General features: G+C 71.0%; 18 protein-coding genes. 13 read left to right on the top strand and 5 right to left on the bottom strand.

Features of this window, described 5'->3' with window-relative positions:
• The first annotated feature begins 4 nt into the window (after window positions 1-4).
• Both gltB and GGQ83_RS12655 read left to right on the top strand, forming a co-directional pair.
• Entirely contained in the window at window positions 5-4,534 is a 4,530-nt protein-coding gene (gene gltB, locus GGQ83_RS12660; RefSeq protein ID WP_184384557.1) for a glutamate synthase large subunit, read from the top strand.
• Window positions 4,535-4,575: 41 nt separating this feature from the next.
• Window positions 4,576-5,244: a glutathione S-transferase family protein gene (locus GGQ83_RS12655; protein WP_184384555.1), complete on the top strand. Its 669-nt coding sequence runs from the start codon at window positions 4,576-4,578 to the stop codon at window positions 5,242-5,244.
• A 236-nt stretch (window positions 5,245-5,480) separates the two neighbouring features.
• On the opposite strand, the gene GGQ83_RS12650 is transcribed toward GGQ83_RS12655, so the two are convergent.
• Together GGQ83_RS12650 and GGQ83_RS12645 are read right to left on the bottom strand one after the other, a co-directional pair.
• The gene (locus tag GGQ83_RS12650; protein WP_184384553.1) at window positions 5,481-6,251 is read right to left on the bottom strand and encodes an exodeoxyribonuclease III; all 771 of its coding nucleotides are present in this window, start codon (window positions 6,249-6,251) and stop codon (window positions 5,481-5,483) included.
• Window positions 6,252-6,291: 40 nt separating this feature from the next.
• Window positions 6,292-6,630, bottom strand: coding sequence for a HesB/IscA family protein (locus GGQ83_RS12645; RefSeq protein WP_184384551.1), 339 nt, complete (start codon window positions 6,628-6,630; stop codon window positions 6,292-6,294).
• 78 nt (window positions 6,631-6,708) lie between these two features.
• On the opposite strand from GGQ83_RS12645, the gene GGQ83_RS12640 reads away from it, so the two are divergent.
• Entirely contained in the window at window positions 6,709-7,872 is a 1,164-nt protein-coding gene (locus GGQ83_RS12640; RefSeq protein WP_184384549.1) for a deoxyguanosinetriphosphate triphosphohydrolase, read from the top strand.
• Between the two features lie 153 nt (window positions 7,873-8,025).
• Here the strand turns inward: GGQ83_RS12640 and GGQ83_RS12635 are convergent, their stop codons facing one another.
• Window positions 8,026-8,523, bottom strand: a complete 498-nt coding sequence (locus GGQ83_RS12635; RefSeq protein ID WP_184384547.1) for a DUF805 domain-containing protein — start codon at window positions 8,521-8,523, stop codon at window positions 8,026-8,028.
• A gap of 99 nt (window positions 8,524-8,622) precedes the next feature.
• Between GGQ83_RS12635 and argS the strand changes: the two genes are divergently transcribed.
• The 10 genes from argS (at window position 8,623) to serS (ending at window position 18,144) form a co-directional block, all read left to right on the top strand.
• Window positions 8,623-10,410 carry an arginine--tRNA ligase gene (gene argS / locus GGQ83_RS12630; protein ID WP_184384545.1) on the top strand — a complete coding sequence of 596 codons (1,788 nt, stop codon included), beginning with the start codon at window positions 8,623-8,625 and terminating at the stop codon, window positions 10,408-10,410.
• Between the two features lie 71 nt (window positions 10,411-10,481).
• On the top strand, window positions 10,482-11,141 hold the full coding sequence (locus GGQ83_RS12625; protein WP_260170838.1) for an SPOR domain-containing protein: 660 nt from the start codon (window positions 10,482-10,484) through the stop codon (window positions 11,139-11,141).
• Window positions 11,138-12,034: a beta-N-acetylhexosaminidase gene (gene nagZ, locus GGQ83_RS12620; protein ID WP_184384541.1), complete on the top strand. Its 897-nt coding sequence runs from the start codon at window positions 11,138-11,140 to the stop codon at window positions 12,032-12,034. Before GGQ83_RS12625 ends, nagZ begins: the two co-directional genes overlap by 4 nt.
• The gene (locus GGQ83_RS12615; RefSeq protein WP_184384539.1) at window positions 12,034-12,738 is read left to right on the top strand and encodes a site-2 protease family protein; all 705 of its coding nucleotides are present in this window, start codon (window positions 12,034-12,036) and stop codon (window positions 12,736-12,738) included. The genes nagZ and GGQ83_RS12615 overlap by 1 nt, the downstream gene beginning before the upstream one ends.
• Window positions 12,735-13,508, top strand: a complete 774-nt coding sequence (locus GGQ83_RS12610) for a segregation and condensation protein A (RefSeq protein WP_184384537.1) — start codon at window positions 12,735-12,737, stop codon at window positions 13,506-13,508. The genes GGQ83_RS12615 and GGQ83_RS12610 overlap by 4 nt, the downstream gene beginning before the upstream one ends.
• Window positions 13,498-14,115: an SMC-Scp complex subunit ScpB gene (scpB, locus tag GGQ83_RS12605; protein ID WP_184384535.1), complete on the top strand. Its 618-nt coding sequence runs from the start codon at window positions 13,498-13,500 to the stop codon at window positions 14,113-14,115. The genes GGQ83_RS12610 and scpB overlap by 11 nt, the downstream gene beginning before the upstream one ends.
• Before the next feature lie 70 nt (window positions 14,116-14,185).
• Window positions 14,186-15,241, top strand: coding sequence for an ABC transporter ATP-binding protein (locus tag GGQ83_RS12600; RefSeq protein WP_184384533.1), 1,056 nt, complete (start codon window positions 14,186-14,188; stop codon window positions 15,239-15,241).
• A gap of 123 nt (window positions 15,242-15,364) precedes the next feature.
• Window positions 15,365-16,066, top strand: coding sequence for a twin-arginine translocase TatA/TatE family subunit (locus GGQ83_RS12595; RefSeq protein ID WP_184384530.1), 702 nt, complete (start codon window positions 15,365-15,367; stop codon window positions 16,064-16,066).
• 51 nt (window positions 16,067-16,117) lie between these two features.
• The gene (gene tatC, locus GGQ83_RS12590) at window positions 16,118-16,870 is read left to right on the top strand and encodes a twin-arginine translocase subunit TatC (protein WP_184384939.1); all 753 of its coding nucleotides are present in this window, start codon (window positions 16,118-16,120) and stop codon (window positions 16,868-16,870) included.
• A 20-nt stretch (window positions 16,871-16,890) separates the two neighbouring features.
• The gene (serS, locus tag GGQ83_RS12585; RefSeq protein WP_184384528.1) at window positions 16,891-18,144 is read left to right on the top strand and encodes a serine--tRNA ligase; all 1,254 of its coding nucleotides are present in this window, start codon (window positions 16,891-16,893) and stop codon (window positions 18,142-18,144) included.
• Window positions 18,145-18,156: 12 nt separating this feature from the next.
• On the opposite strand, the gene GGQ83_RS12580 is transcribed toward serS, so the two are convergent.
• Window positions 18,157-19,548: an ATP-binding protein gene (locus GGQ83_RS12580; RefSeq protein WP_184384526.1), complete on the bottom strand. Its 1,392-nt coding sequence runs from the start codon at window positions 19,546-19,548 to the stop codon at window positions 18,157-18,159.
• Entirely contained in the window at window positions 19,545-20,246 is a 702-nt protein-coding gene (locus GGQ83_RS12575) for a response regulator (protein WP_184384524.1), read from the bottom strand. The genes GGQ83_RS12580 and GGQ83_RS12575 overlap by 4 nt, the downstream gene beginning before the upstream one ends.
• Window positions 20,247-20,248 lie beyond the last annotated feature (2 nt).

Raw genomic sequence — 20,248 nt, 5'->3', positions numbered from 1 at the left:
CGAGATGACGCAAGAGACCGGCGCGCAGTTCGTCGAGGGCTACGCCCGCAACCAGTCCCTGCTGAACGCGGCGGGCATTGACACCACCGAACATGACGCCTGCGGCGTGGGCCTCGTGGCCGCGCTGGACGGCAAGCCCTCGCGCGCGGTCGTGCAGGCGGGCATCGAGGCGCTGAAGGCCGTCTGGCACCGCGGCGCGGTGGACGCCGATGGCAAGACCGGCGACGGCGCGGGCATCCATGTGGAGATCCCGCAGGAGTTCTTCGCCGAGGCCGTCCGCAATGGCGGCGACAAGTTGAAGCCCGGTGCCATCGCGGTGGGCCAGGTGTTCCTGCCCAAGACGGATTTCAGCGCGCAGGAGCGCTGCCGGCAGATCGTCGAGACCGAGATCCTCGCCATGGGCTACGGCATCTATGGCTGGCGCCAGGTGCCCATCCACACCGCCGTCATCGGCGAGAAGGCGAACGCGACGCGCCCCGAGATCGAGCAGATCCTGATCCACGACCCGGAACTGCGCGACGTGGAGACGATGGAGCGCGACCTCTACGTCATCCGCCGGCGCATCGAGAAGCAGGCCATCGCGGCGCAGATCCCGGAGCTGTATCTCTGCTCGCTGTCCAGCCGGTCCATCATCTACAAGGGGATGTTCCTGGCCGAGGCGCTGAGCGAATTCTATCCGGATTTGCAGGACACGCGCTTCGTGTCGCGCTTCGCCATCTATCACCAGCGCTACAGCACCAACACCTTCCCCACCTGGCGCCTGGCGCAGCCCTTCCGGATGATCGCGCACAATGGCGAGATCAACACGCTGCACGGCAACGTCAACTGGATGAAGGCGCACGAGACGCGCCTCTCCCACCCGTTGCTCGACGCCTATCTGGACGACATCAAGCCCGTGATTCAGGCGGGCGGGTCCGACACGGCGAGTCTCGACAATGTCTTCGAGCTGCTGGTCCGCGGCGGGCGCGACGCGCCCATGGCCAAGGCCATGCTGATCCCGGAAAGCCTCGGCAACAACGCGACGATGCCGCCGGCGCATCACGACCTCTTCCTCTACTGCAACGCGGTGATGGAGCCCTGGGACGGGCCGGCGGCGCTGTGCGGCACGGATGGGCGCTGGGTGGTGGCGGGGCTGGACCGCAACGGGCTGCGCCCGCTGCGCTACACCGTGACCGATGGCGGCCTGCTCATCATCGGCTCCGAGACGGGCATGGTGAAGGTGGCCGAGGACCGGGTGAAGGCGAAGGGCCGCGTGGGTCCCGGCCAGTTCATGGGCGTGGACCTCGACACCGGGCGCCTCTACCTCGACCATGAGCTGAAGGACATGCTCTCGGCCCGCAAGCCCTTCGGCCAATGGGTGAACCGCACCACGCGCATTGACGGCATCGTGAAGGCGCAGCCTGCCGCCCCCGCGCCGCTGGCGGGCGAGGCGCTGCGCCGCGCCCAGCTCGCCGTCGGCTTCACCCTGGAGGAGCTGGAGACCATCCTGCACCCCATGGTGGAGGACATGGCCGAGGCCGTGGGCTCCATGGGCGACGACACGCCGGTGGCGGTGCTCTCGTCGCAATACCGCGGCCTGCACCACTATTTCCGACAGAGCTTCAGCCAGGTGACCAACCCGCCCATCGACAGCCTGCGCGAGACGCGGGTGATGACGCTGCGCACGCGGCTGGGCAACCTGGGCAACATCCTGGATGAAGACCCCACGCAGTGCGACATGCTCATGCTCGACAGCCCCGTGCTGTCGAGTGCGGAGTTCGGCGCCATGCGGGCCCACATGGGCGCCTCCGCCTGCGAGGTGGACTGCACCTTCCCCGTGAGCGAGGGCGAGGCCGGGCTGCGCCGCGCGCTCGACCGCATCCGCCGCGAGAGCGAGGACGGCGTGCGCTCCGGCTGCCAGCACGTCATCCTCTCCGATGAGGCGCAGGGGGCGGACCGCGTGGCGGTGCCGATGATCCTGGCCGTGAGTGCCGTTCACACGCATCTGGTGAAGACCTCGCTGCGCACCTTCACCTCGTTGAACCTGCGCTGCGCGGAATGCCTCGATGTGCACTACTTCGCGGTGCTGATCGGCGCTGGTGCGACCACCGTCAACGCCTATCTCGCGGAAGCCTCAGTGGCGGACCGCCACCGGCGCGGGCTGTTCGGGGAACTCACGCTCGACCAGGCCATCGGTCGCTACAAGAAGGCGGTGGACAAGGGCCTGCTGAAGGTGATGTCCAAGATGGGCATCTCGGTCCTGTCCTCCTATCGCGGAGGGATGAACTTCGAGGCCATCGGCCTCTCCCGCGCGCTGGTGGCGGAGTTCTTCCCGGGCGTGCCCTCGCGCATCTCGGGCATCGGGCTGGCCGGCATCGCGCGGCGCGCCATGGCGCTGCATGAGCGCGCCTTCGGCTCCGAGGTCGTGACGCTGCCGGTGGGCGGGCTCTACAAGCTGCGCCAGCGGGGCGAGGCGCATGCCTTCGGCGGCACGCTGATCCACATGCTGCAAAAGGCGGTGGACACGGACAGCTACCAGACCTTCAAGCGCTACAGCGAGGCGGTGCGCCGCCAGCCGCCCGTGGCGCTGCGCGACCTGCTGGATTTCCGCGCCGAGGGTCGCCGCGCCATCGCCATCGAGGATGTCGAGAGCATCACGGAAATCCGCAAGCGCCTGCTGGCGCCAGGCATTTCGCTGGGCGCGCTCAGCCCCGAGGCGCATGAGACGCTCTCCATCGCCATGAACCGCATCGGCGCGCGCAGCGACAGCGGCGAGGGCGGCGAGGACCCGGAGCGCGCGAAGCCCCGCCCGAACGGCGACAACGCGAACAGCGCGATCAAGCAGATCGCCTCCGGCCGCTTCGGCGTCACGGCGGAGTATCTCAACAACTGTCGCGAGATCGAGATCAAGGTCGCCCAGGGTGCCAAGCCCGGCGAGGGCGGCCAGTTGCCCGGCTTCAAGGTGACGGGGCTGATCGCGAAGCTGCGCCACTCCACGCCGGGTGTGACGCTGATCTCGCCGCCGCCGCACCATGACATCTACTCGATCGAGGATCTGGCGCAGCTCATCTATGACCTGAAGCAGATCAACCCCGAGGCGACCGTCTGCGTGAAGCTGGTGTCGCGTTCGGGCATCGGCACCATCGCGGCGGGCGTGGCCAAGGCCAAGGCGGACGCCATCCTGATTTCCGGCCATTCGGGCGGGACGGGCGCCTCGCCGCTCACCTCCATCAAGTATGCGGGCCTGCCCTGGGAGATGGGGCTGTCCGAAACCCACCAGGTGTTGCTGCTGAACCGGCTGCGGCACCGGGTGAAGCTGCGCACCGATGGCGGCCTCAAGACCGGGCGTGACGTCGTCATCGCGGCCATGCTGGGGGCGGAGGAATTCGGCATCGGCACCGCCTCGCTGGTGGCGATGGGCTGCATCATGGTGCGGCAGTGCCATTCCAACACCTGCCCCGTGGGCGTCTGCACCCAGGACGAGGCGCTGCGCGCCAAGTTCGCGGGCAGCCCCGAGAAGGTCATCAACCTGTTCAGCTTCGTGGCGGAGGAGGTGCGGGAAATCCTGGCCGAACTCGGCTTCCGCAAGCTGGAGGACGTGATCGGCCGCACGGATTTGCTGAAGCAGGTGAGCCGCGGCGCGGAGGACCTGGACGACCTCGACCTCAACCCGCTGCTGGTCAAGGCCGACAGCGGGCCCCACGCGCCCTTCTGCACGCTGGAAGGCCGCAACGAGGTGCCGGAGACGCTGGACGCCGACATGCTGCGCGACGCAGCCCCCCTCTTCGAGCGGGGCGAGAAGATGCAGCTCGCCTACAACATCCGGAACACCCACCGCGCCATCGGCACCAAGGTGTCGTCGCGCATCGTCCGGCAATACGGCATGACCGGGCTGCAGGACGGCCACCTGTCGGTGCGGCTGCGGGGTTCGGCCGGCCAGTCGCTGGGGGCCTTCGGGGTGCGGGGCCTCAAGCTGGAGGTGTTTGGCGACGCCAATGACTATGTGGGCAAGGGGCTGTCCGGCGCCACCATCGTGGTGCGGCCGGCACCTTCCTCGGGCCTCGTCTGGAACGAGAACACCATCATCGGCAACACCTGCCTCTATGGAGCCACGGCCGGCGCCCTGTTTGCCGCCGGCCAGGCGGGCGAGCGCTTCGCCGTCCGCAATTCCGGCGCGGTGACGGTGGTGGAGGGCGCGGGGGCCAATGCCTGCGAATACATGACCGGCGGCACCGTCGTGATCCTGGGCGAGGTCGGCGACAATTTCGGCGCGGGTTTCACGGGTGGACAGGCTTTCATCCACGACCCCGCGGGCACCTTCGAGCGGCGGGTGAACCCCGACACCCTCCTGTGGCAACGCATGGAGAGCGCCCATTGGGAGGGTGAGCTCAAGCGGTTGATCGAACGCCATGTCGCCGAGACCGGCAGCCGTCACGCCGCCCGCCTGCTCAATGACTGGTCGAGCGAGCGGGGGCATTTCTGGCACATCGTGCCCAAGGAATACGCCCGCTATCTGCCGCGTCCGATGCGCGAGGTGGCCGAAGCGGCCGAGTAGCGTCCTTCACGCGAAAGGGGCGAGGTGGCATAGAGTCCGCCGTGCGGATTCTCCATCACCTCCCCCTCTCGCCCTATTCGCGCAAGGTGCGCCTCGCCCTTGCGGAGAAGCGGATTCCCTTCGAGCTCAAGACCGAACGCGTGTGGGAGCGGCGCGAGGAGTTCCTCGCCCTGAACCCCGCCTGCACCGTGCCGGTGCTGGTGGAGGAGAATGGCTTCGTCATCGCCGACAGCTACGCCATCTGCGAATACCTGGACGAGGCCTATCCCGACACGCCCCTGATCGGCCGCACGCTCGGCGAACGCGCCGAGGTGCGGCGCCTGGTGGCCTGGTTCGACACGCGCTTCGCGGGCGAAGTGACGCGCAACCTGATTTGGGAACGGCACCTGAAGCGGGCGCTGGGCAAGGGCAACCCGGACGCGGCGGCCATTCGCGCGGGCTATGCGAACCTCAAGCCGCATCTGGACGTGATCGGCTGGCTGGCGGAGGAGCGGCCCTGGCTGGCCGGCCCCCATCTTTCGCTGGCCGATTTCGCGGCGGCCGCGCATCTGTCGGCGCTGGACTACGCGAATGACGTGGATTGGGAATACAACGCGGCGGCGCGGGACTGGTACAGCCGGGTGAAGTCACGGCCGGCGTTCAGGGGGCTTTTGGCCGACAGGGTGAGTGGGCTGGAGCCGCCGGCGCATTATGCGGATTTGGATTTTTGATCCTCCCCACGAAGTTTTCGCCGCCGCGATGGCACCTTCGGCGCCACCGCGGCGTCGAAACCTTCGCGGGGGCCCCGCCTCCACTCCCCACGAAATCGCTTCGCGCTTTCGCGGGGGCCCCGAAGAGGCGTGGGTCGTGGTGACGGGCGCCGCCTGCCGAGGCAAGGCCTCGGCAGGGCACCGAAGCGGGAAGCGGAGGGGGGCCGCGCGCCTTTCGCGGTCAGGCCTGCCGGGGACTAGACGGCCACCTCCACCCACACCGGCGCATGATCACTCGGGCTTTCCTCCGCCCGCGCCTCCGTATCCACGCCGCACGAAACCAGTCTTTCGGCCAGCTCCGCGCTCAGCAGCGCGTGGTCAATCCGCAGCCCGCGGTTCTGCTCGAAGGCCGAGCCGTAGTCCCAATAGGTGAAGGGCGCGTCGGCCGGGTGCAGCGCCAGCACCGCATCCGCCAGCCCCAGATGGGTCAGCGCCCGCCAGCGCGCGCGGCTTTCGGGGTGCACCAGGGCGTCGGTGGGCGGCAGGGCGCCCGGCGCCAGGTCGGACGCGGTCGGGCAGACATTGTAGTCGCCCAGGATGGCTAGCGGGCGGAAGGCGTCGAGTTGCGCCGCCGCCCACACCCGCAGCCGGTCCATCCAGCGCCACTTGTATTCCATGCCCTCGGCGCCGCCGGAATTGCCGTTGGGGAGGTAGATGCCCGCCGCGACCACGCCGGCCACCTCCACCGCCAGGAAGCGCGCCTGGGCGTCCGCGTCCTCGCCCGGCAGCGATTCGGCCAGGACCGTGAAGGGCAGGCGGGACAGCACCGCCACGCCATTGCGCCCGCCATGCTGGCCCAGCGCGTGCAGGGTGTAGCCGCTGCCCTCGAATTCCAGCGTGGGGAATTCCTCCGTCTTGCACTTGGTTTCCTGGAGGAAGACCACGTCCGGCCCATGCCGGTCCAGGAAGCGCCGCAGATGCGGCACGCGCCGGCGGATGGAGTTCACGTTGAATGTCGCGAGGCGCATGGGCGTGATCTTCACTGGCCGCGCGCCCGGCGCAAGCCCGTCAGGCGACGGCGAAGCTCGTCCCGCAGCCGCAGCCGCTGACCGCCTGCGGGTTGCGCACCACGAAATGCGCGCCGATCAGCGCCTCGTGCCAGTCGAGTTCAGCGCCGCGCACGAAGTCGAGCGAGACCTCGTCCACAAAAAGCGTCACGCCATCCATCTCGACCATCACGTCGTCATCCTGGCGGATGTCCTCCAGCGCGAAGCCATATTGCAGGCCCGAGCAGCCACCGGCCGAGACCGTCAGCCGCAGCCCCGCACCAGGGCGGCCTTCGCGCTCGGCGATGGCGCGGATTTCCTTGGCGGCGCGGGGGGTCATGGTGAAGCTGCCGTCGGGCATGGTGATCTCCTCAAACCCCAATCTAGGCATGCCGACAAAGGATTTCCACCTGTGCCATGTGGCTGATAGGCAGGTGCGATGCTGGATGCCCCCACCTCGACCCCCAAGGCCCCCTATGCCGTGCGCACCACCCGCGGCCGCCTGCACGCCGAGCCTGAGGACACGAGCCGCACCCCCTGGCAGCGCGACCGCGACCGCATCATCCATTCCCGCGCCTTCCGCCGGCTGCAATACAAGACGCAGGTCTTCGTCTTCCATGAGGGCGACCATTTCCGCACCCGGCTGACGCATTCCATCGAGGTCGCGCAGATCGCCCGCAGCCTGGCCCGCCGCCTGCGCCTGGACGAGGACCTGGCCGAGGCCCTGGCGCTGGCGCATGACCTGGGCCACCCCCCCTTCGGCCATGCGGGGGAGGAGGCGCTGGACGGCCTCATGCGCAGCCATGGCGGCTTCGACCACAATGCCCAGAGCCTGAAGCACGTCACGCAGCTGGAGCGCCGCTATGCCGGCTTCGACGGGCTGAACCTGTCCTGGGAGACGCTGGAAGGGCTCGCCAAGCACAATGGCCCGGTGCGGCGCCCCGCGCCCTACCTGGCGCGCTACAACGCCGTCCAGGACCTGGAACTCGGCACCCATGCGAGTGCGGAGGCGCAGGTGGCGGCCCTGGCGGATGACATCGCCTACAACAACCACGACCTGGAGGATGGGCTGCGCGCCGGCCTCTTCACGGTCGAGGAGGTGGCGGCCATGGCCCTGCCGCGCCAGGCGCTGGCCGAGGCCCGCGCCGCCCACCCTGACCTTCCGGCCGACCGCGCGGCGCCCGAGATGGTGCGCCGCGTGATCGCCGCCATGATTCGCGACGTGGCGGAGGAGACGGAGCGGCGGCTGGCCGCCCTCTCACCCGCCAATGTGGAGGCCATCCGCGCCGCGCCCCAGCCCGTGGTGGCCTTCGGCGCGGCAATGCGCGGGGCCAATGCCGAGATGCGCGAATTCCTGTTCGAGCGGATGTATCGGCATTTCCGGGTGAACCGGGCCTCGCAGAAGTCGAAGCGGGTGGTGCAGATCCTGTTCCAGCTTCTGCATGGCGGCCCGCAGATGCTGCCCGATGAATGGCGCGCCCGCGCGGGCGAGGCCGGCAGCCCCCAGGCCGCGGAGACGGTGGGCGACTATATCGCCGGCATGACGGATCGCTATGCCCTGGAGGAATACCGGCGGCTGACCGACCCGCATGTCGGAGGTTAGCGTCCGATCGTCCCCGGCGCAGCCGGGGGCGTGAATCGGCCGCGTGCGAAGCGTCCGATCGTCCCCGGCGCAGCCGGGGGCGTGAATCGGCCGCGTGCGAAGCGTCCGATCGTCCCAGGCGCAGCCGGGGGCGTGAACCGGCCGCGCAGAATTCTACCGCCCCGCCTCCATGTCATCCCCATACCGGTTCGTGAACCGGTCGCCCTGCTGGCACAGCCAGAACAGCAGCGGGAGGATGCCGATCACGGTCGGGATCAGCAGCAGCCACCAGCCGGAGCGGTTCACATCATGCAGCCGCCGCACCGCGAGGCCGAGCGAGGGCAGGATCAGCAGCAGCGAAGTCACGTTGCTGACCGGCTGCGGCGCGCCCCAGTAATAGCCGTAATTGTTGCCGTCGATGGTACCGGTCACCATGCCGAGCAGCACCGTCGCCAGCACGAAATACCAATGCGCGGCGCGCGACGACCGCCCGCTGAAATTCACATAGTTCCGCAACGCCAGCGCGATGGCCTGGCCGAAGCCCACCACCCGCTGCGGCGGCACCTGGCCACCCGAGAGGTTGTTCAGCACCGAAAGCCGCTCCTGGTATTCGGCGGCGGAAATCTCGCCGCGCGCGAAGCGCTCTTCCAGCAATTGCCGTGCGTTGCTCATGAAATCCCGTCCGGGTGATGGTCTGGGCCAAAGCTTAGGCCATGCGCGACGTAGGGGCACCCCTTGCCGAAACGCCCCCCCGCGCCGCACAACCCGCCCATGAGCCTTCCCCCCGCCCCCGCCGACATCTTCGCCCATCTGCGCGCCCGCATCGTGGAGGCGCTCCGCGCCCTGCTGCCCGAGGTGCCGGAAGAGGCCTTCGCCCGCGTCACCGTCGAACCCCCGCGCGAGGCCGCGCATGGCGACATGGCGACCAATGCGGCGCTGGTGGTGGGCAAGGCGGCGAAGCAGGCCCCCCCCAAGCTGGCGGCCGCCCTGGCCGAGAAGCTCACGGCGCTGCCCGAGGTCACGGAGGCCAGCCCCGCCGGCCCCGGCTTCGTGAACATCCGGCTGGATGAGGGCTTCATCCGCGCCCAGCTCGGCGTGATTCTGGCCGCCGGCGAGACCTATGGCCAGGGCGCGCCGCGTCCGGGCCGGATCAATGTGGAGTACGTCTCGGCCAACCCGACCGGCCCCATGCATGTGGGCCATTGCCGGGGCGCGGTGGTGGGCGATGCGCTGGCGGCGCTGCTCGCCAAGGCGGGCCATGAGGTCTGCCGCGAATACTACATCAACGACGCGGGCGCGCAGGTGCAGGCCTTGGCCTATGCGGCCTACTGGCGCTACCTCCAGGCGCTCGGCACCACGCTGACCGAGGATGAGTATGCCCAGCTCATCCCGGGCGGGCTGCAATATCGCGGCGACTACCTGGTGCCGGTGGGCGAGGCGCTGGCCCGCCACCATGGCGATGCGCTCGCCGAAACCGGCACCGCCCATGGCCCGGGCCTGGCCGGCCCCGACCGCTGGTTCGCCACCGTGCGCGAGACCACGGTCGCCATGATGATGGACATGATCCGCGACGACCTGGCGGCCTTGGGCGTCCAGCACGACATCTTCATCAGCGAGGCCGCCATGGTGGCCGAGGGCAAGCTCGACGCCGCCGAGGCGCAGCTCAATGCCCAGGGCCTGATCTATCGCGGCGTGCTGGAACCCCCCAAGGGCAAGACCCCGGACGATTGGGAACCGCGCGAACAGACCCTCTTCCGCGCCACCCAGTTCGGCGACGAGGTGGACCGGGCGCTGCGGAAGTCCGACGGTTCCGGCACCTATTTCGCCAATGACATCGCGAACCATCTGGGCAAGATCGAGCGCGGCTTCGACGCGCTGGTCCATGTCTGGGGTGCCGACCATGGCGGCTATGTGAAGCGGATGCAGGCGGCGGTGGCCGCGCTGTCCGACCGGCGCGTCAGCCTGGACGTGGTGCTGGCCCAGATCGTCCATGTGGTGAAGGACGGCGCCCCGGTGCGCATGTCCAAGCGCGCCGGCACCTACGTCACCCTGCGCGACCTGATTGACGAGGTCGGCCGCGACGCCGTGCGCTTCACCATGCTGACGCGCAAGGCCGATGCGCAGATGGAGTTCGACCTGGACCTCGTCGTCCAGCAATCGCGCGACAACCCGGTCTTCTATGTCCAGTATGCCCATGCGCGCTGCCGCTCGGTGCTGCGGGCGGCGGGCGAACCCGCTGATCTGGCGGCTGCACCGCTCGACGCGCTGACCGACCCGGCCGAACTGGCGCTCATCCGCCGCATGGCCGGCTGGCCGCGCGTGGTCGAGGCCGCCGCCGCCGCGCGGGAACCGCACCGGGTTGCGTTTTTTCTGAATGACCTCGCGGGTGATTTTCATCTATTGTGGAACAAGGGCAGGGAAGATTCTTCCCTGCGATTCATCCAGGAAGGCGACCCCGAGGGGACACGGGCGCGCCTGGCCCTGGTGGCCGCGACGGCCGCGGTGATCAGGTCCGGGCTTGGCGTGATGGGGGTCGCGCCGGTCGAGGAGATGCGATGAGTGACACGACATTGCCCTCCTGGCGGGTTCGCCCGCCGGAGAGGGCGCGGGCGGGATGGGGGATCCCGCCCTTGGTCTGGCTGCTGGGGGGCGGCCTGATCGGGGTCGGCGCGCTGGGCGTGCTGCTCCTGTGGGGGAGCAACGCGCTCTCGCCCAATGGGGTGCCGCTGATCGAGGCCGATGACCGGCCCTTCCGCGTGCGTCCGGAGAATTTCGTGGCGGCACCCGCCCCAAGGCCTTCCGAAACCATCTTCGAACGTCCCGGCGCCCGGCCGGAGCGCGTGGGCGAGGCGCGCCTCGCCCCCGGCCCCGAACGTCCGCTCCCCGATGGCTGGCGCCAGGCGGCCGTGCCGCCGCCCACGCCGCTGCCGCCGGCCGCCGCACCCGGCGGGTCGGGCCTGCAGCCGGCCATCACGGCACAGCCCGCGGCCCCGCCCATCGCGGCGCCCGCGCCCACACCCGCCGCCGCGCCGCGCCCGGTGGCCGGAGGGGTGCAGGTCCAGCTCGGCGCCCTGCCGAGCGAGGAGGGCGCCATGGCCGAATGGAACCGCCTGCGCGGCCGCGTGCCGGAACTCGGCCCCTTCAGCCCCAACGTCGTCCGCTTCGACCGCGACGGGCGGCCCACCTTCTGGCGCCTGCGCGTGGGCGGCGTGCCCGACCGCGACGCGGCCCAGGCCCTGTGCGAACGGGTGCGCGCCAGCGGCGGCAATTGCGCGGTGCTGGGCAGTTGAGGGCAGGGGGCCGCAAGCCCGCCATCATCGGGCTGGCGGGCCCCACCCTGGCACCGGAGGAGGTGGCGCTGCTGCGGGCCGAACGCCCGCTCGGCGTCATCCTGTTCCGGCGCAATGTCGTGGACCCTGCGCAGTTGCGGGCACTGACCACGTCCATCCGCGAGATTCTCGGCGCGGCCACGCCCATCCTGGTGGACCAGGAGGGCGGGCGCGTGGCCCGGCTGCGTGCGCCGCACTGGCCGGAATTTCCGCCGCCTTCGGTGTTCGAGCACGGCGCCGCCGAACCCGCCCGCGCCAATGCCGAGGCCCTGGCCCGCATGTGCCTGGCCGAGGGGCTCGACGTGGTCTGCGCGCCTTGCCTCGACCTGCGCCTGCCCGGCGCCCATGACGTGATCGGGGACCGCGCCTTCTCGGCCGAACCGGAGGAGGTGGCGCGCCTTGGCGCCGCCTGGGTCGCGGGGCTGCGGGCCGGGGGCGTCATGCCGGTGCTGAAGCACATCCCCGGCCATGGCCGCGCCACTTTGGACAGCCACCTCGCCTTGCCGGTGGTGACGGCGGACCGCGCCACGCTGGCGGCCGACTTCACCCCTTTCCGCGCGCTGGCCGCACCCGATCTCTGGGCGATGACCGCGCATATCCTCTACCCCGCACTCGACCCCGAACGCTGCGCCACCCTCTCCCCCCGCGTGATCGCTGAGGTGATCCGCGGCGAGATCGGCTTCACGGGCTTCCTGATTTCCGATGACCTCGCGATGAAGGCGCTGGACGGCTCGCCCGGCGCGCTCGCCGCCCAGGCGCTGGCGGCGGGGTGCGACGCGGTGCTGCATTGCTCGGGCGTGCTGGCGGAGAGCGCCGCCGTGCTGGACGCCTGCCCGGTGACGGCCGACGCCTGATGCCTGACTGGTTCCCCGACGTCACGGCGATCGTGCTGGCCACCATCATCGCCATCACCTTCCATGAGGTGGCGCATGGCTGGGCCGCCCGCGCCCTGGGCGACCCCACGGCGGCCATGCTGGGCCGGCTTTCCTTCAACCCGCTGCGCCATGTGGACCCGGTGGGGACGGTCCTGGTGCCGGGGGTGCTGCTGGTCTCGCAGCTCATGGCCACCGGGGGCGTGCAGATGATGTTCGGTTGGGCCAAGCCCGTGCCGGTGGACGTCCGCAACTTCGCCAATCCGCGCCTGGGCATGATGTGGGTGGCCATCGCGGGGCCGGCCATGAACTTCGCGCTGGCCGTGCTGGCGGGGCTGCTGATCCATGTGGCGGTGGCCGGCGGTGACTTTCTCTCGGCCGAATCGCTCGCCTGGGTCTATCGCTTCGTCAGCTTCGCGATCCTGGTGAACCTCGTGCTCGGCCTGTTCAACCTCATTCCCGTGCCGCCGCTCGATGGCGGGCGCATCGCGGTGGGCTTGCTGCCCTACCGCGCCGCCATGGCCTATGCGCGGCTGGAGCATGCGGGGCTGTTCCTGGTGCTGGGCGTGCTGTTCCTGCTGCCCATGCTGATCCCGTCCTTCCGCCCGATGGACTGGTTCATCTTCGAGATCGTCCGCCCCGTCTTCGACTTCGTGGTCTGGCTGACCGGCAACGGCGGCCTATGAGCGAGGCGGCCGGCCCCGACGCGCTGCTGCTGGACATCGAGGGCTTCCAGGGCCCGCTCGACGTGCTGCTGGAACTGGCGCGGGCGCAGAAGGTGGACATCCGGTCCATCTCCATCCTCTCGCTGGTGGACCAGTATCTCGCCGTGATCGAGGGCGCGCGCGGCGTGCGGATCGAACTCGCGGCCGACTGGCTGGTGATGGCCGCCTGGCTCGCCTGGTTGAAATCCCGCCTGCTGCTGCCCGAGGAGGAGCGCGGCCCGGACGAGGAAGACCCCCTGCTGGCCGCCGCCCGCCTGACGGAGCGCCTGGCCGAACTCGACCGGATGCGCGCCGCCGCCGAATGGCTGGGCCGCCGCGCGCAGCTGGGCCGCGAGACCTTCGCCCGTGGCGCCCCCGAATCCTTGCGCGTCGAGGACCGCACCGGGCTGGTGACGGACCTCACCACCCTGTTGCGCGCCTATGCCGCCGCCCGGCGCCGCGCCGTGGCCGCCCGGCCCTTCACGCCGCGCCCGCGCAAGCTGTGGTCGGTGGCCGAAGCGCTGGGCCGGCTGCGCGCCCTGCTGGGCGACGCCGGCACGGGCTGGTCCACGCTGGGCCAGTTCCTGCCGCCGGACATGCTCTCGCCGCTCGATCGCCGCGCCGCCATGGCCAGCACGCTGGTGGCGGCGCTGGAGGCGGCGCGGGGCGGGGCCGTCGAACTTCGACAGGACACCGTCTTCGGACCCATCCATCTGCGAAAAGGCGAGGGGGAGTTGCCGCATGTCGCCTGAACAGGACGCCCATCCGGATGTCGCCCATCCGGGCTTCGCGCGCGCGCTGCGGGTCGCGGAGGCGCTGGTCTTCGCCTCGGACAAGCCCGTGCCCCTGCCGCGCATCCAGTCCGCGCTGCCCGAGGGGGTGGAGGCCGCCACCGTGATGACGGCACTCGCCGCCCGCACCGCCGGCGGCGCGGTGGAACTGGTGGAGGTGGCCGGCGGCTTCGCCTTCCGCACCGCGCTCGACCTCGCCTCCGCCATCACCCGCGTGGTGGAGGTGCCGCGCCGCCTGCCGCGCGCGGCCATGGAGGCGCTGTCCATCATTGCCTACCATCAGCCCGTGACGCGCGCCGAGATCGAGGAAATCCGCGGCGCCACCCTCTCCCAGACCACGCTGGACGCGCTGCTGGAGGCCGATCTCGTGACACCCCGCGGGCGGCGGGAAAGCCCCGGCCGGCCCACGCTCTGGGGGACCACGAAGCATTTCCTGGACCAGTTCGGGCTGAAATCGCTCAACGACCTGCCACGGCGGGAGGAGCTGGTCTCGGGCGACCTGGCGGTGGGCCCGCGCGACGGCGCGCCGCCGCTGGTGCCGGATGGGGGCGCGCAGCGGGCGGCGTGACGCGGCCCGGCATGGACAGGCGCCGCACGCCCCGCCACAAGGCCCCCATGCCCGCCCATCCCGCCCCCGCATGAGCCTCCGGCTGGACGACATCCACCACGCCTATGGCCCCAAGCAGGTCCTGCGCGGCGTGAGCCTGGAGGTGGCGCCGGGCGAGATCGTCTGCCTGCTGGGCCCCTCGGGCGATGGCAAGACCACGCTGCTGCGGCTGGTGGCGGGGTTGGAACCGCTCCAACAGGGGCGCATTTCGCTGGGTGGCCGCGTGCTGGCCGCCCCGGGCGAGGATGTGCCGCCCGAATCCCGCCATGTGGGCTTCGTCTTCCAGGACTACGCGCTGTTCCCCCATCTGACGGTGGCCGACAACGTCGCCTTCGGCCTGCGCCGCATCCCGCGCGGGGATCGCGGCTGGCGGGTGGCCGAGGCGTTGGCGCGCGTGGGCCTCGAAGCCTATGCCCAGTCCTGGCCGCACCAGCTCTCGGGCGGGCAGCAGCAGCGCGTGGCGCTGGCCCGCGCGCTCGCCCCGCGCCCCGAGGCCCTGCTGCTGGACGAGGCCTTCGCGAGCCTCGATGCCCGGTTGCGCGAGCAGGTGCGCGACGACACCCTGCATGTGCTGCAACAGGCCGGCATCCCCGCCCTCATCGTCACCCATGACGCGGAGGAGGCCATGTTCATGGCCGACCGCATCGCCCTGATGCGCGAGGGGCGGGTGGTGCAGCTCGGCACGCCCGAACAGCTCTACCTCCACCCCGCCACCCCCTTCGTCGCCACCTTCCTGGGCGAGGTGAACCGCCTGCCCGCCCGCATCCGCCAGGGTGCCGCAGAGACCGTGATCGGCGCCGCCCCCGCCCGCGGCCTGCCCGAGGGCAGCGCCGCCGAGTTGCTGTTGCGCCCCGAGGGGCTGCGCGTGATGGAAGCCGGCACCTCGGGCTGCGCGCTGGCCGAGGTGCAGGCCTGCCGCCTGCTGGGCGCCACCACCCTGGTCCATATGGCGGTGGCGGACGGGGAGGGGGGGGTCCTGCATCTCCATGCCCGGCTGCCGCCCGGGGCACGCCTTTCGCGCGGGGATCGGGTGGGGGTGGCGCTGGACCCCGAGCGCGCCTTCGCCTTTCCTTCCGAAACCTCATGATCCGAATCCGGGGGGGCGGGGTGCAAGCGGGCGCTGGCGCGACTAAGTAGTAGGGCTGCCGCATTGGCGCGGCGCGGCCCGGCTGGTATCGATGGCCCCCTTGAGGGCTAAGCAGAGGACTTGATGTTCAACCTCGCCTGGACAGAGATCCTGCTGATCATCATCGTCGCGGTGGTGGTCATCGGGCCCACGCAGCTTCCGGGCGCCATCCGCGGCATGGCGGACGGCATCAAGAAGGCGAAGCGGCAACTGGCGGCCTTCCAGCAGCAGGCCGATGAGCTGGTGCGCGAAGCCAAGCTCGAAGGCGTGCGCGACCAGATCGCGGATGTGAAGGGCGCCATCAACGAGATGCGCAGCTTCGACCTGAAGGGCCATATCCAGAAGGCGGTGGACGAGGACGGGACGCTGACGCGGACCTTCAACGAGGACCCGATGACGGGCTCCACCACCACCGCGAGCACGCCCGCCTGGACGCCGCCGCCCACCGCGCGCGACACGCCCGATGCGCCGGCCATGATCCCGCCGCAGACCATGGCGCCCTACAAGCCGCCGCCGGAGCCCCCCAAGCCCGAGGTGCCGGCCTTCCTGCCGCCGTCCACGCCCGCGCCGCTGAACATGGCGCCGCCTCCGCCGCCGCCCGCCCCCGTGGTGGCGCCCGTGGTTGCGACTGAGCCCGCGCCCATGGTGGCGACGGACCCCGCGCCCGTGGTGGCGCCCGCGGCCCAGGACGCGCCCGCCGAAATCCCGCCGGCGGAAGCACCGCGCATCGAGAACGCCGCCACCGAAGCCCCCGCGCCGGCCCCCGTGCCGGCCAAGACCGCCTGAGGCCCCGCCGTGTCGGACATCACCAAGGACGATCCCATCAACGACAAGCCCATGTCGCTGATGGAACACCTGATGGAGCTGCGCTCGCGCCTGCTCTGGTCGGTGGGCACCTTCATCGTGATGTTCATGCTGTGCTATTACTACAGCGCGCAGATCTACGGCTTCCTGGCCCGCCCGCTGGCCGACATCCTGATGTCGCAAGGTGCCGGCGACCGGCGGATGATCTTCACCGCCCTCTATGAAGCCTTCTTCACCTACCTGAAGGTGGCCTTCTTCGGCGCGGTCTTCTTCAGCTTTCCGATGTGGGCCACGCAGCTGTGGCTGTTCATCGCGCCGGGCCTCTACCGCTCCGAGAAGCGGACGATCATGCCCTTCCTGCTGGCCTCGCCCGTGCTGTTCGTGGCGGGGGCGGCGCTGGTCTACTACTTCATCTTCCCGCTGGCCTGGCACTTCTTCATCAGCTTCGAGACGCCGGCCGGGGCCGGCACCGTCGCCATCCAGCTGGAGGCGAAGGTCAGCGAATACCTCTCGCTGGTCATGCACATGATCCTGGCCTTTGGTCTCGCTTTCCAGCTGCCCATCCTGCTGGTGCTGCTGTGCAAGGTGGGCATCCTGAGCGTGGCCTCGCTGCGCAAGGGGCGGCGCTATGCCATCGTGGGGATGTTCGTGGTGGCGGCCGTCATCACGCCGCCCGACATCATCAGCCAGGTCGGCCTCGCGGTGCCGCTGATCCTGCTCTACGAGGTCTCGATCCTGCTGGCGGCCTGGATGGCGCCCAAGCCCGCGAAGCTCGATCCCGACTGATTTTCCGGAACGCCTGACCCATGCATGACATCAAGACGGTCCGGACGGACCCGGCGGGCTTCGACGCGGCCCTGGCGCGGCGGGGCCTTCCGCCGCAATCGGTCGCGCTTCTCGCGCTGGACGAGGCGCGGCGCGCGGCCATCGCCCTGGGTGAGGGCGCCCAGGCCCGGCGCAATGCCCTCTCGCGCGAGATTGGCGCCGCCATGAAGCGCGGTGACACGGCGGAGGCCGAGCGCCTCAAGGCCGAGGTCGCGGCCGCGATGGCCGAGGCCGCCGCCGCCGACCCCGCCGCGCGTGAGGCCGCGCTTTCCGAGGCGCTGGCGGTGCTGCCCAACACGCTCGACCCCGAGGTGCCCGACGGCGCGGATGAGAGCGCCAACGTCGTCCTGCACCAGCACGGCGAGCCCGCCGAAATCACGGACGCGAAGCAGCATTTCGAGCTGGGCGAGGCGCTGGGCCTCATGGACTTCGCCACCGCCGCCCGCCTCTCCGGCAGCCGCTTCGTTGTGCTCAAGGGCGCGCTGGCGCGGCTGGAGCGGGCGCTGGGCCAATGGATGCTGGGCGTGCATGTGGACCGCCACGGCTACACCGAGGTGAACCCGCCGCTGCTGGTGCAGGCACCCGCCCTCTACGGCACGGGCCAGTTGCCCAAGTTCGAGGAGGACCTGTTCCGCGCCGGCGACCACTACCTGATCCCGACGGCCGAGGTCCCGCTGACCAACCTCGTCGCCGACCAGATCATCCCCGAGCCCGAACAGCCGCTGCGCTACACCGCCCTCACCCCCTGCTTCCGCAGCGAGGCCGGCAGCGCGGGGCGCGACACGCGCGGCATGCTGCGCCAGCACCAGTTCCCCAAGGTGGAGATGGTCTCCATCACCCGCCCCGAGGACAGCGCCGCCGAGCATGAGCGCATGACGCGCTGCGCCGAGGCCATCCTGACCGAACTCGGCCTCACCTGGCGGCGGATCATCCTCTGCGCGGGCGATACGGGCTTCTCTGCCGCCCGCACCCATGACCTGGAGGTGTGGCTGCCCGGGCAGCGCGCCTGGCGCGAAATCTCCTCCTGCTCCAACTGCCGGGACTTCCAGGCGCGGCGCATGAAGGCGCGCTTCAAGCGCGGCAAGGAGAACCTGTTCCTGCACACGCTGAACGGCAGCGGCGTGGCCGTGGGCCGCGCGCTGATCGCGGTGATGGAGACGCACCAGCAGGCCGATGGCTCCATCCGCGTGCCGGAGGTGCTGCGGCCGTGGATGGGGACGGACCGCATCGGCTGAGGCGGGCCGGCGCTACACCGGCAGCCGCATCCGCGCCCGCAACCCCCCCATCGGGCTTTCCTCCAGCGCGATCTCCCCGCCATGCGCCCGCACCACGTCGCGTGCGATGGCGAGCCCGAGCCCCGTGCCGGTGGCCGAGCCGCTCGTGAAGGGCTTGAAGGCCTCGGCGCGCTGCGCGGCCGGGATGCCCGGCCCGTCATCATCCACCAGCACCTCCGCCCAGCCGCGTTCGGCGCCGGCGGGCGGGCGCACCGTGACCGCGATGCGCCGCGCGTGGCGGCGCGCATTGTCCAGCAGGTTGCCCAGGGCGCGCGCCATGGCGTCGCTCCGCAGCCTGAGCGGCAGCGCCTCGGGCATCTCCAGCTCCACCGTGGCCCCGCTGCGCCGCGCCTTGGCCACGGCCTCGCTCACGATGGCGACGAGGTCGGCCGAGCGCGCGGCCTCCGTCCCCTCGCCGCGGGCGAAGGCGAGATAGGCCTCCACCATCCGCTCCATCTCCTCGACATCCTGCGTCAGGGCCGCGATGTCGGCCTCGGTCTCGGGCGTGCGGGGCAGCATGGTGAGTTCGAGGCGCATCCGCGTGAGTGGCGTGCGCAGGTCGTGGCTGATGCCGGCCAGCATCTCGGTGCGCTGGTTCACGAAGCGCAGGATGCGTTCGCGCATGGCGTTGAAGGCCACCGCCGCCTGGCGCACCTCGCGCGCACCCTCGGGCTTGATGGGGCCGTTGTCGCGGCCGAGGCCGAAGGTCTCCGACGCCTCCGCGAGCCTGCGGATCGCGCGCACCTGGTTCTTCATGAACAGCACCGCCACCACCGCCAGCAGCACGGCCGAGCCCACCAGCCAGATCACGAAGACATAGAGGGTGGTGGTGATCAGCCGCCGGCGCGAGGCCTCGAAGGTCAGCACCCCGTCATCGAGCTGCGCGCGGATGATGATGACGTTGGGGTCGCTGTGCCAGTCCACGTCGAAGGGCAGGGCCAGGCGCTCGCTCAGCGCGCTTCGCAGGTCGCTCTCCAGGGGCAGCAGGCGCATCCAGGCGGGGCGGTGGGGGATGGGGCCCAGGGCGGCGTCCGGCTCGAAGCTCAGGGCGAGGCCCAGCCGCCACTGCGCCTCGCGCATCACGAAGGGCCGCGTCTCGGGCGAGGCGGCCTCGACCATCACCGAGACGAAGCCCACATCGCCCGCGAGGCCCGAGGTGAGGCGGCGCGAGATCACGTCCAGGTGCCCGCCGTAGAAGAGCTGCAAGGCCACCCCCTGCAGCACCACCAGCGGCAGCAGCAGGATCAGCAGCACGCGCGCGAGCAGGCCCCGCGGCAGCACCGCCGAAAGCCGCCGCGCGAGCGACTTGTCCGGCCGCAGCAGCGCCGCAAGCCAGGTGGCGCGCGCGGGCCGGCTCACGCTCACGGCCCGGGCCGGAGGACGTAGCCGCGGTGGCGGATGGTGTGCAGGAAGCGCGGCTCGCGCGGGTCGGCCTCGATCTTGCGGCGCAGGCGCGTCACCTGCACGTCCACGCTGCGCTCCCCGGCATCGGGCGTGCCCAGGGCGGCCGCGATGTCCTCGCGCGAGAGCACCTCGCCCGCGCGGCGGGCGAGCGCCGTCAGCAGCGCCGTCTCGCCGCCCGTCAGGCGCTGCACGCCGTCGGGCGTGCGCAGCTCCGCGCGCTCCGCGTCGAACCAGCGATCGCCGAGCTGCACGAGGCCCAAGGGGGCGGCGGCCGGGGCCGCGGGCTGGGCGCGGCGCAGGATGGTGCGGATGCGCAACGCCAGTTCGCGCGGGTCGAAGGGCTTGGCCAGGTAGTCGTCGGCGCCGTGCTCGAAGCCCGCCACGCGGTCATCGGGGTCGCCGCGGGCGGTCAGCATCAGCACGGGCGTGTCGCTGCCCTCGCGGCGCAGGGATTCGACGAATTCGAGACCCGTCTCGCCCGGCATCATCACATCCACCACCAGCAGGTCGAATTCCATGCTGGCGAGCGCCGAGCGCGCGGCGGCGGCATCGGCGGCACCGGCCACGCGGTGGCCCTGCTCGGCCAGGAAGCGTTGCAGCAGGGCGCGCAGCCGCGCGTCATCGTCCACGACCAGGATGTCGGCGGCGGGCTCGGCCATGG

The organism is Roseococcus suduntuyensis (assembly GCF_014196305.1).
GTDB classification, from domain to species: Bacteria; Pseudomonadota; Alphaproteobacteria; order Acetobacterales; family Acetobacteraceae; genus Roseococcus; species Roseococcus suduntuyensis.
Note: the sequence above shows the minus strand (reverse complement) of the source record. Positions and strands in the feature narration are given on the sequence as shown.

Bases quoted from the DNA above. Each gene is read 5' to 3' on its own strand.
- GGQ83_RS12600 (WP_184384533.1), top strand. From the start codon at position 14,186: ATGAGCCTCCGGCTGGACGACATCCACCACGCCTATGGCCCCAAGCAG.
- GGQ83_RS12575 (WP_184384524.1), bottom strand. From the start codon at position 20,246: ATGGCCGAGCCCGCCGCCGACATCCTGGTCGTGGACGATGACGCGCGG.
- gltB (WP_184384557.1), top strand. From the start codon at position 5: ATGACGCAAGAGACCGGCGCGCAGTTCGTCGAGGGCTACGCCCGCAAC.
- GGQ83_RS12615 (WP_184384539.1), top strand. From the start codon at position 12,034: ATGCCTGACTGGTTCCCCGACGTCACGGCGATCGTGCTGGCCACCATC.
- tatC (WP_184384939.1), top strand. From the start codon at position 16,118: ATGTCGCTGATGGAACACCTGATGGAGCTGCGCTCGCGCCTGCTCTGG.
- GGQ83_RS12610 (WP_184384537.1), top strand. From the start codon at position 12,735: ATGAGCGAGGCGGCCGGCCCCGACGCGCTGCTGCTGGACATCGAGGGC.
- GGQ83_RS12595 (WP_184384530.1), top strand. From the start codon at position 15,365: ATGTTCAACCTCGCCTGGACAGAGATCCTGCTGATCATCATCGTCGCG.
- serS (WP_184384528.1), top strand. From the start codon at position 16,891: ATGCATGACATCAAGACGGTCCGGACGGACCCGGCGGGCTTCGACGCG.
- GGQ83_RS12635 (WP_184384547.1), bottom strand. From the start codon at position 8,523: ATGAGCAACGCACGGCAATTGCTGGAAGAGCGCTTCGCGCGCGGCGAG.
- GGQ83_RS12645 (WP_184384551.1), bottom strand. From the start codon at position 6,630: ATGCCCGACGGCAGCTTCACCATGACCCCCCGCGCCGCCAAGGAAATC.
- GGQ83_RS12640 (WP_184384549.1), top strand. From the start codon at position 6,709: ATGCTGGATGCCCCCACCTCGACCCCCAAGGCCCCCTATGCCGTGCGC.
- GGQ83_RS12650 (WP_184384553.1), bottom strand. From the start codon at position 6,251: ATGCGCCTCGCGACATTCAACGTGAACTCCATCCGCCGGCGCGTGCCG.
- argS (WP_184384545.1), top strand. From the start codon at position 8,623: ATGAGCCTTCCCCCCGCCCCCGCCGACATCTTCGCCCATCTGCGCGCC.
- scpB (WP_184384535.1), top strand. From the start codon at position 13,498: ATGTCGCCTGAACAGGACGCCCATCCGGATGTCGCCCATCCGGGCTTC.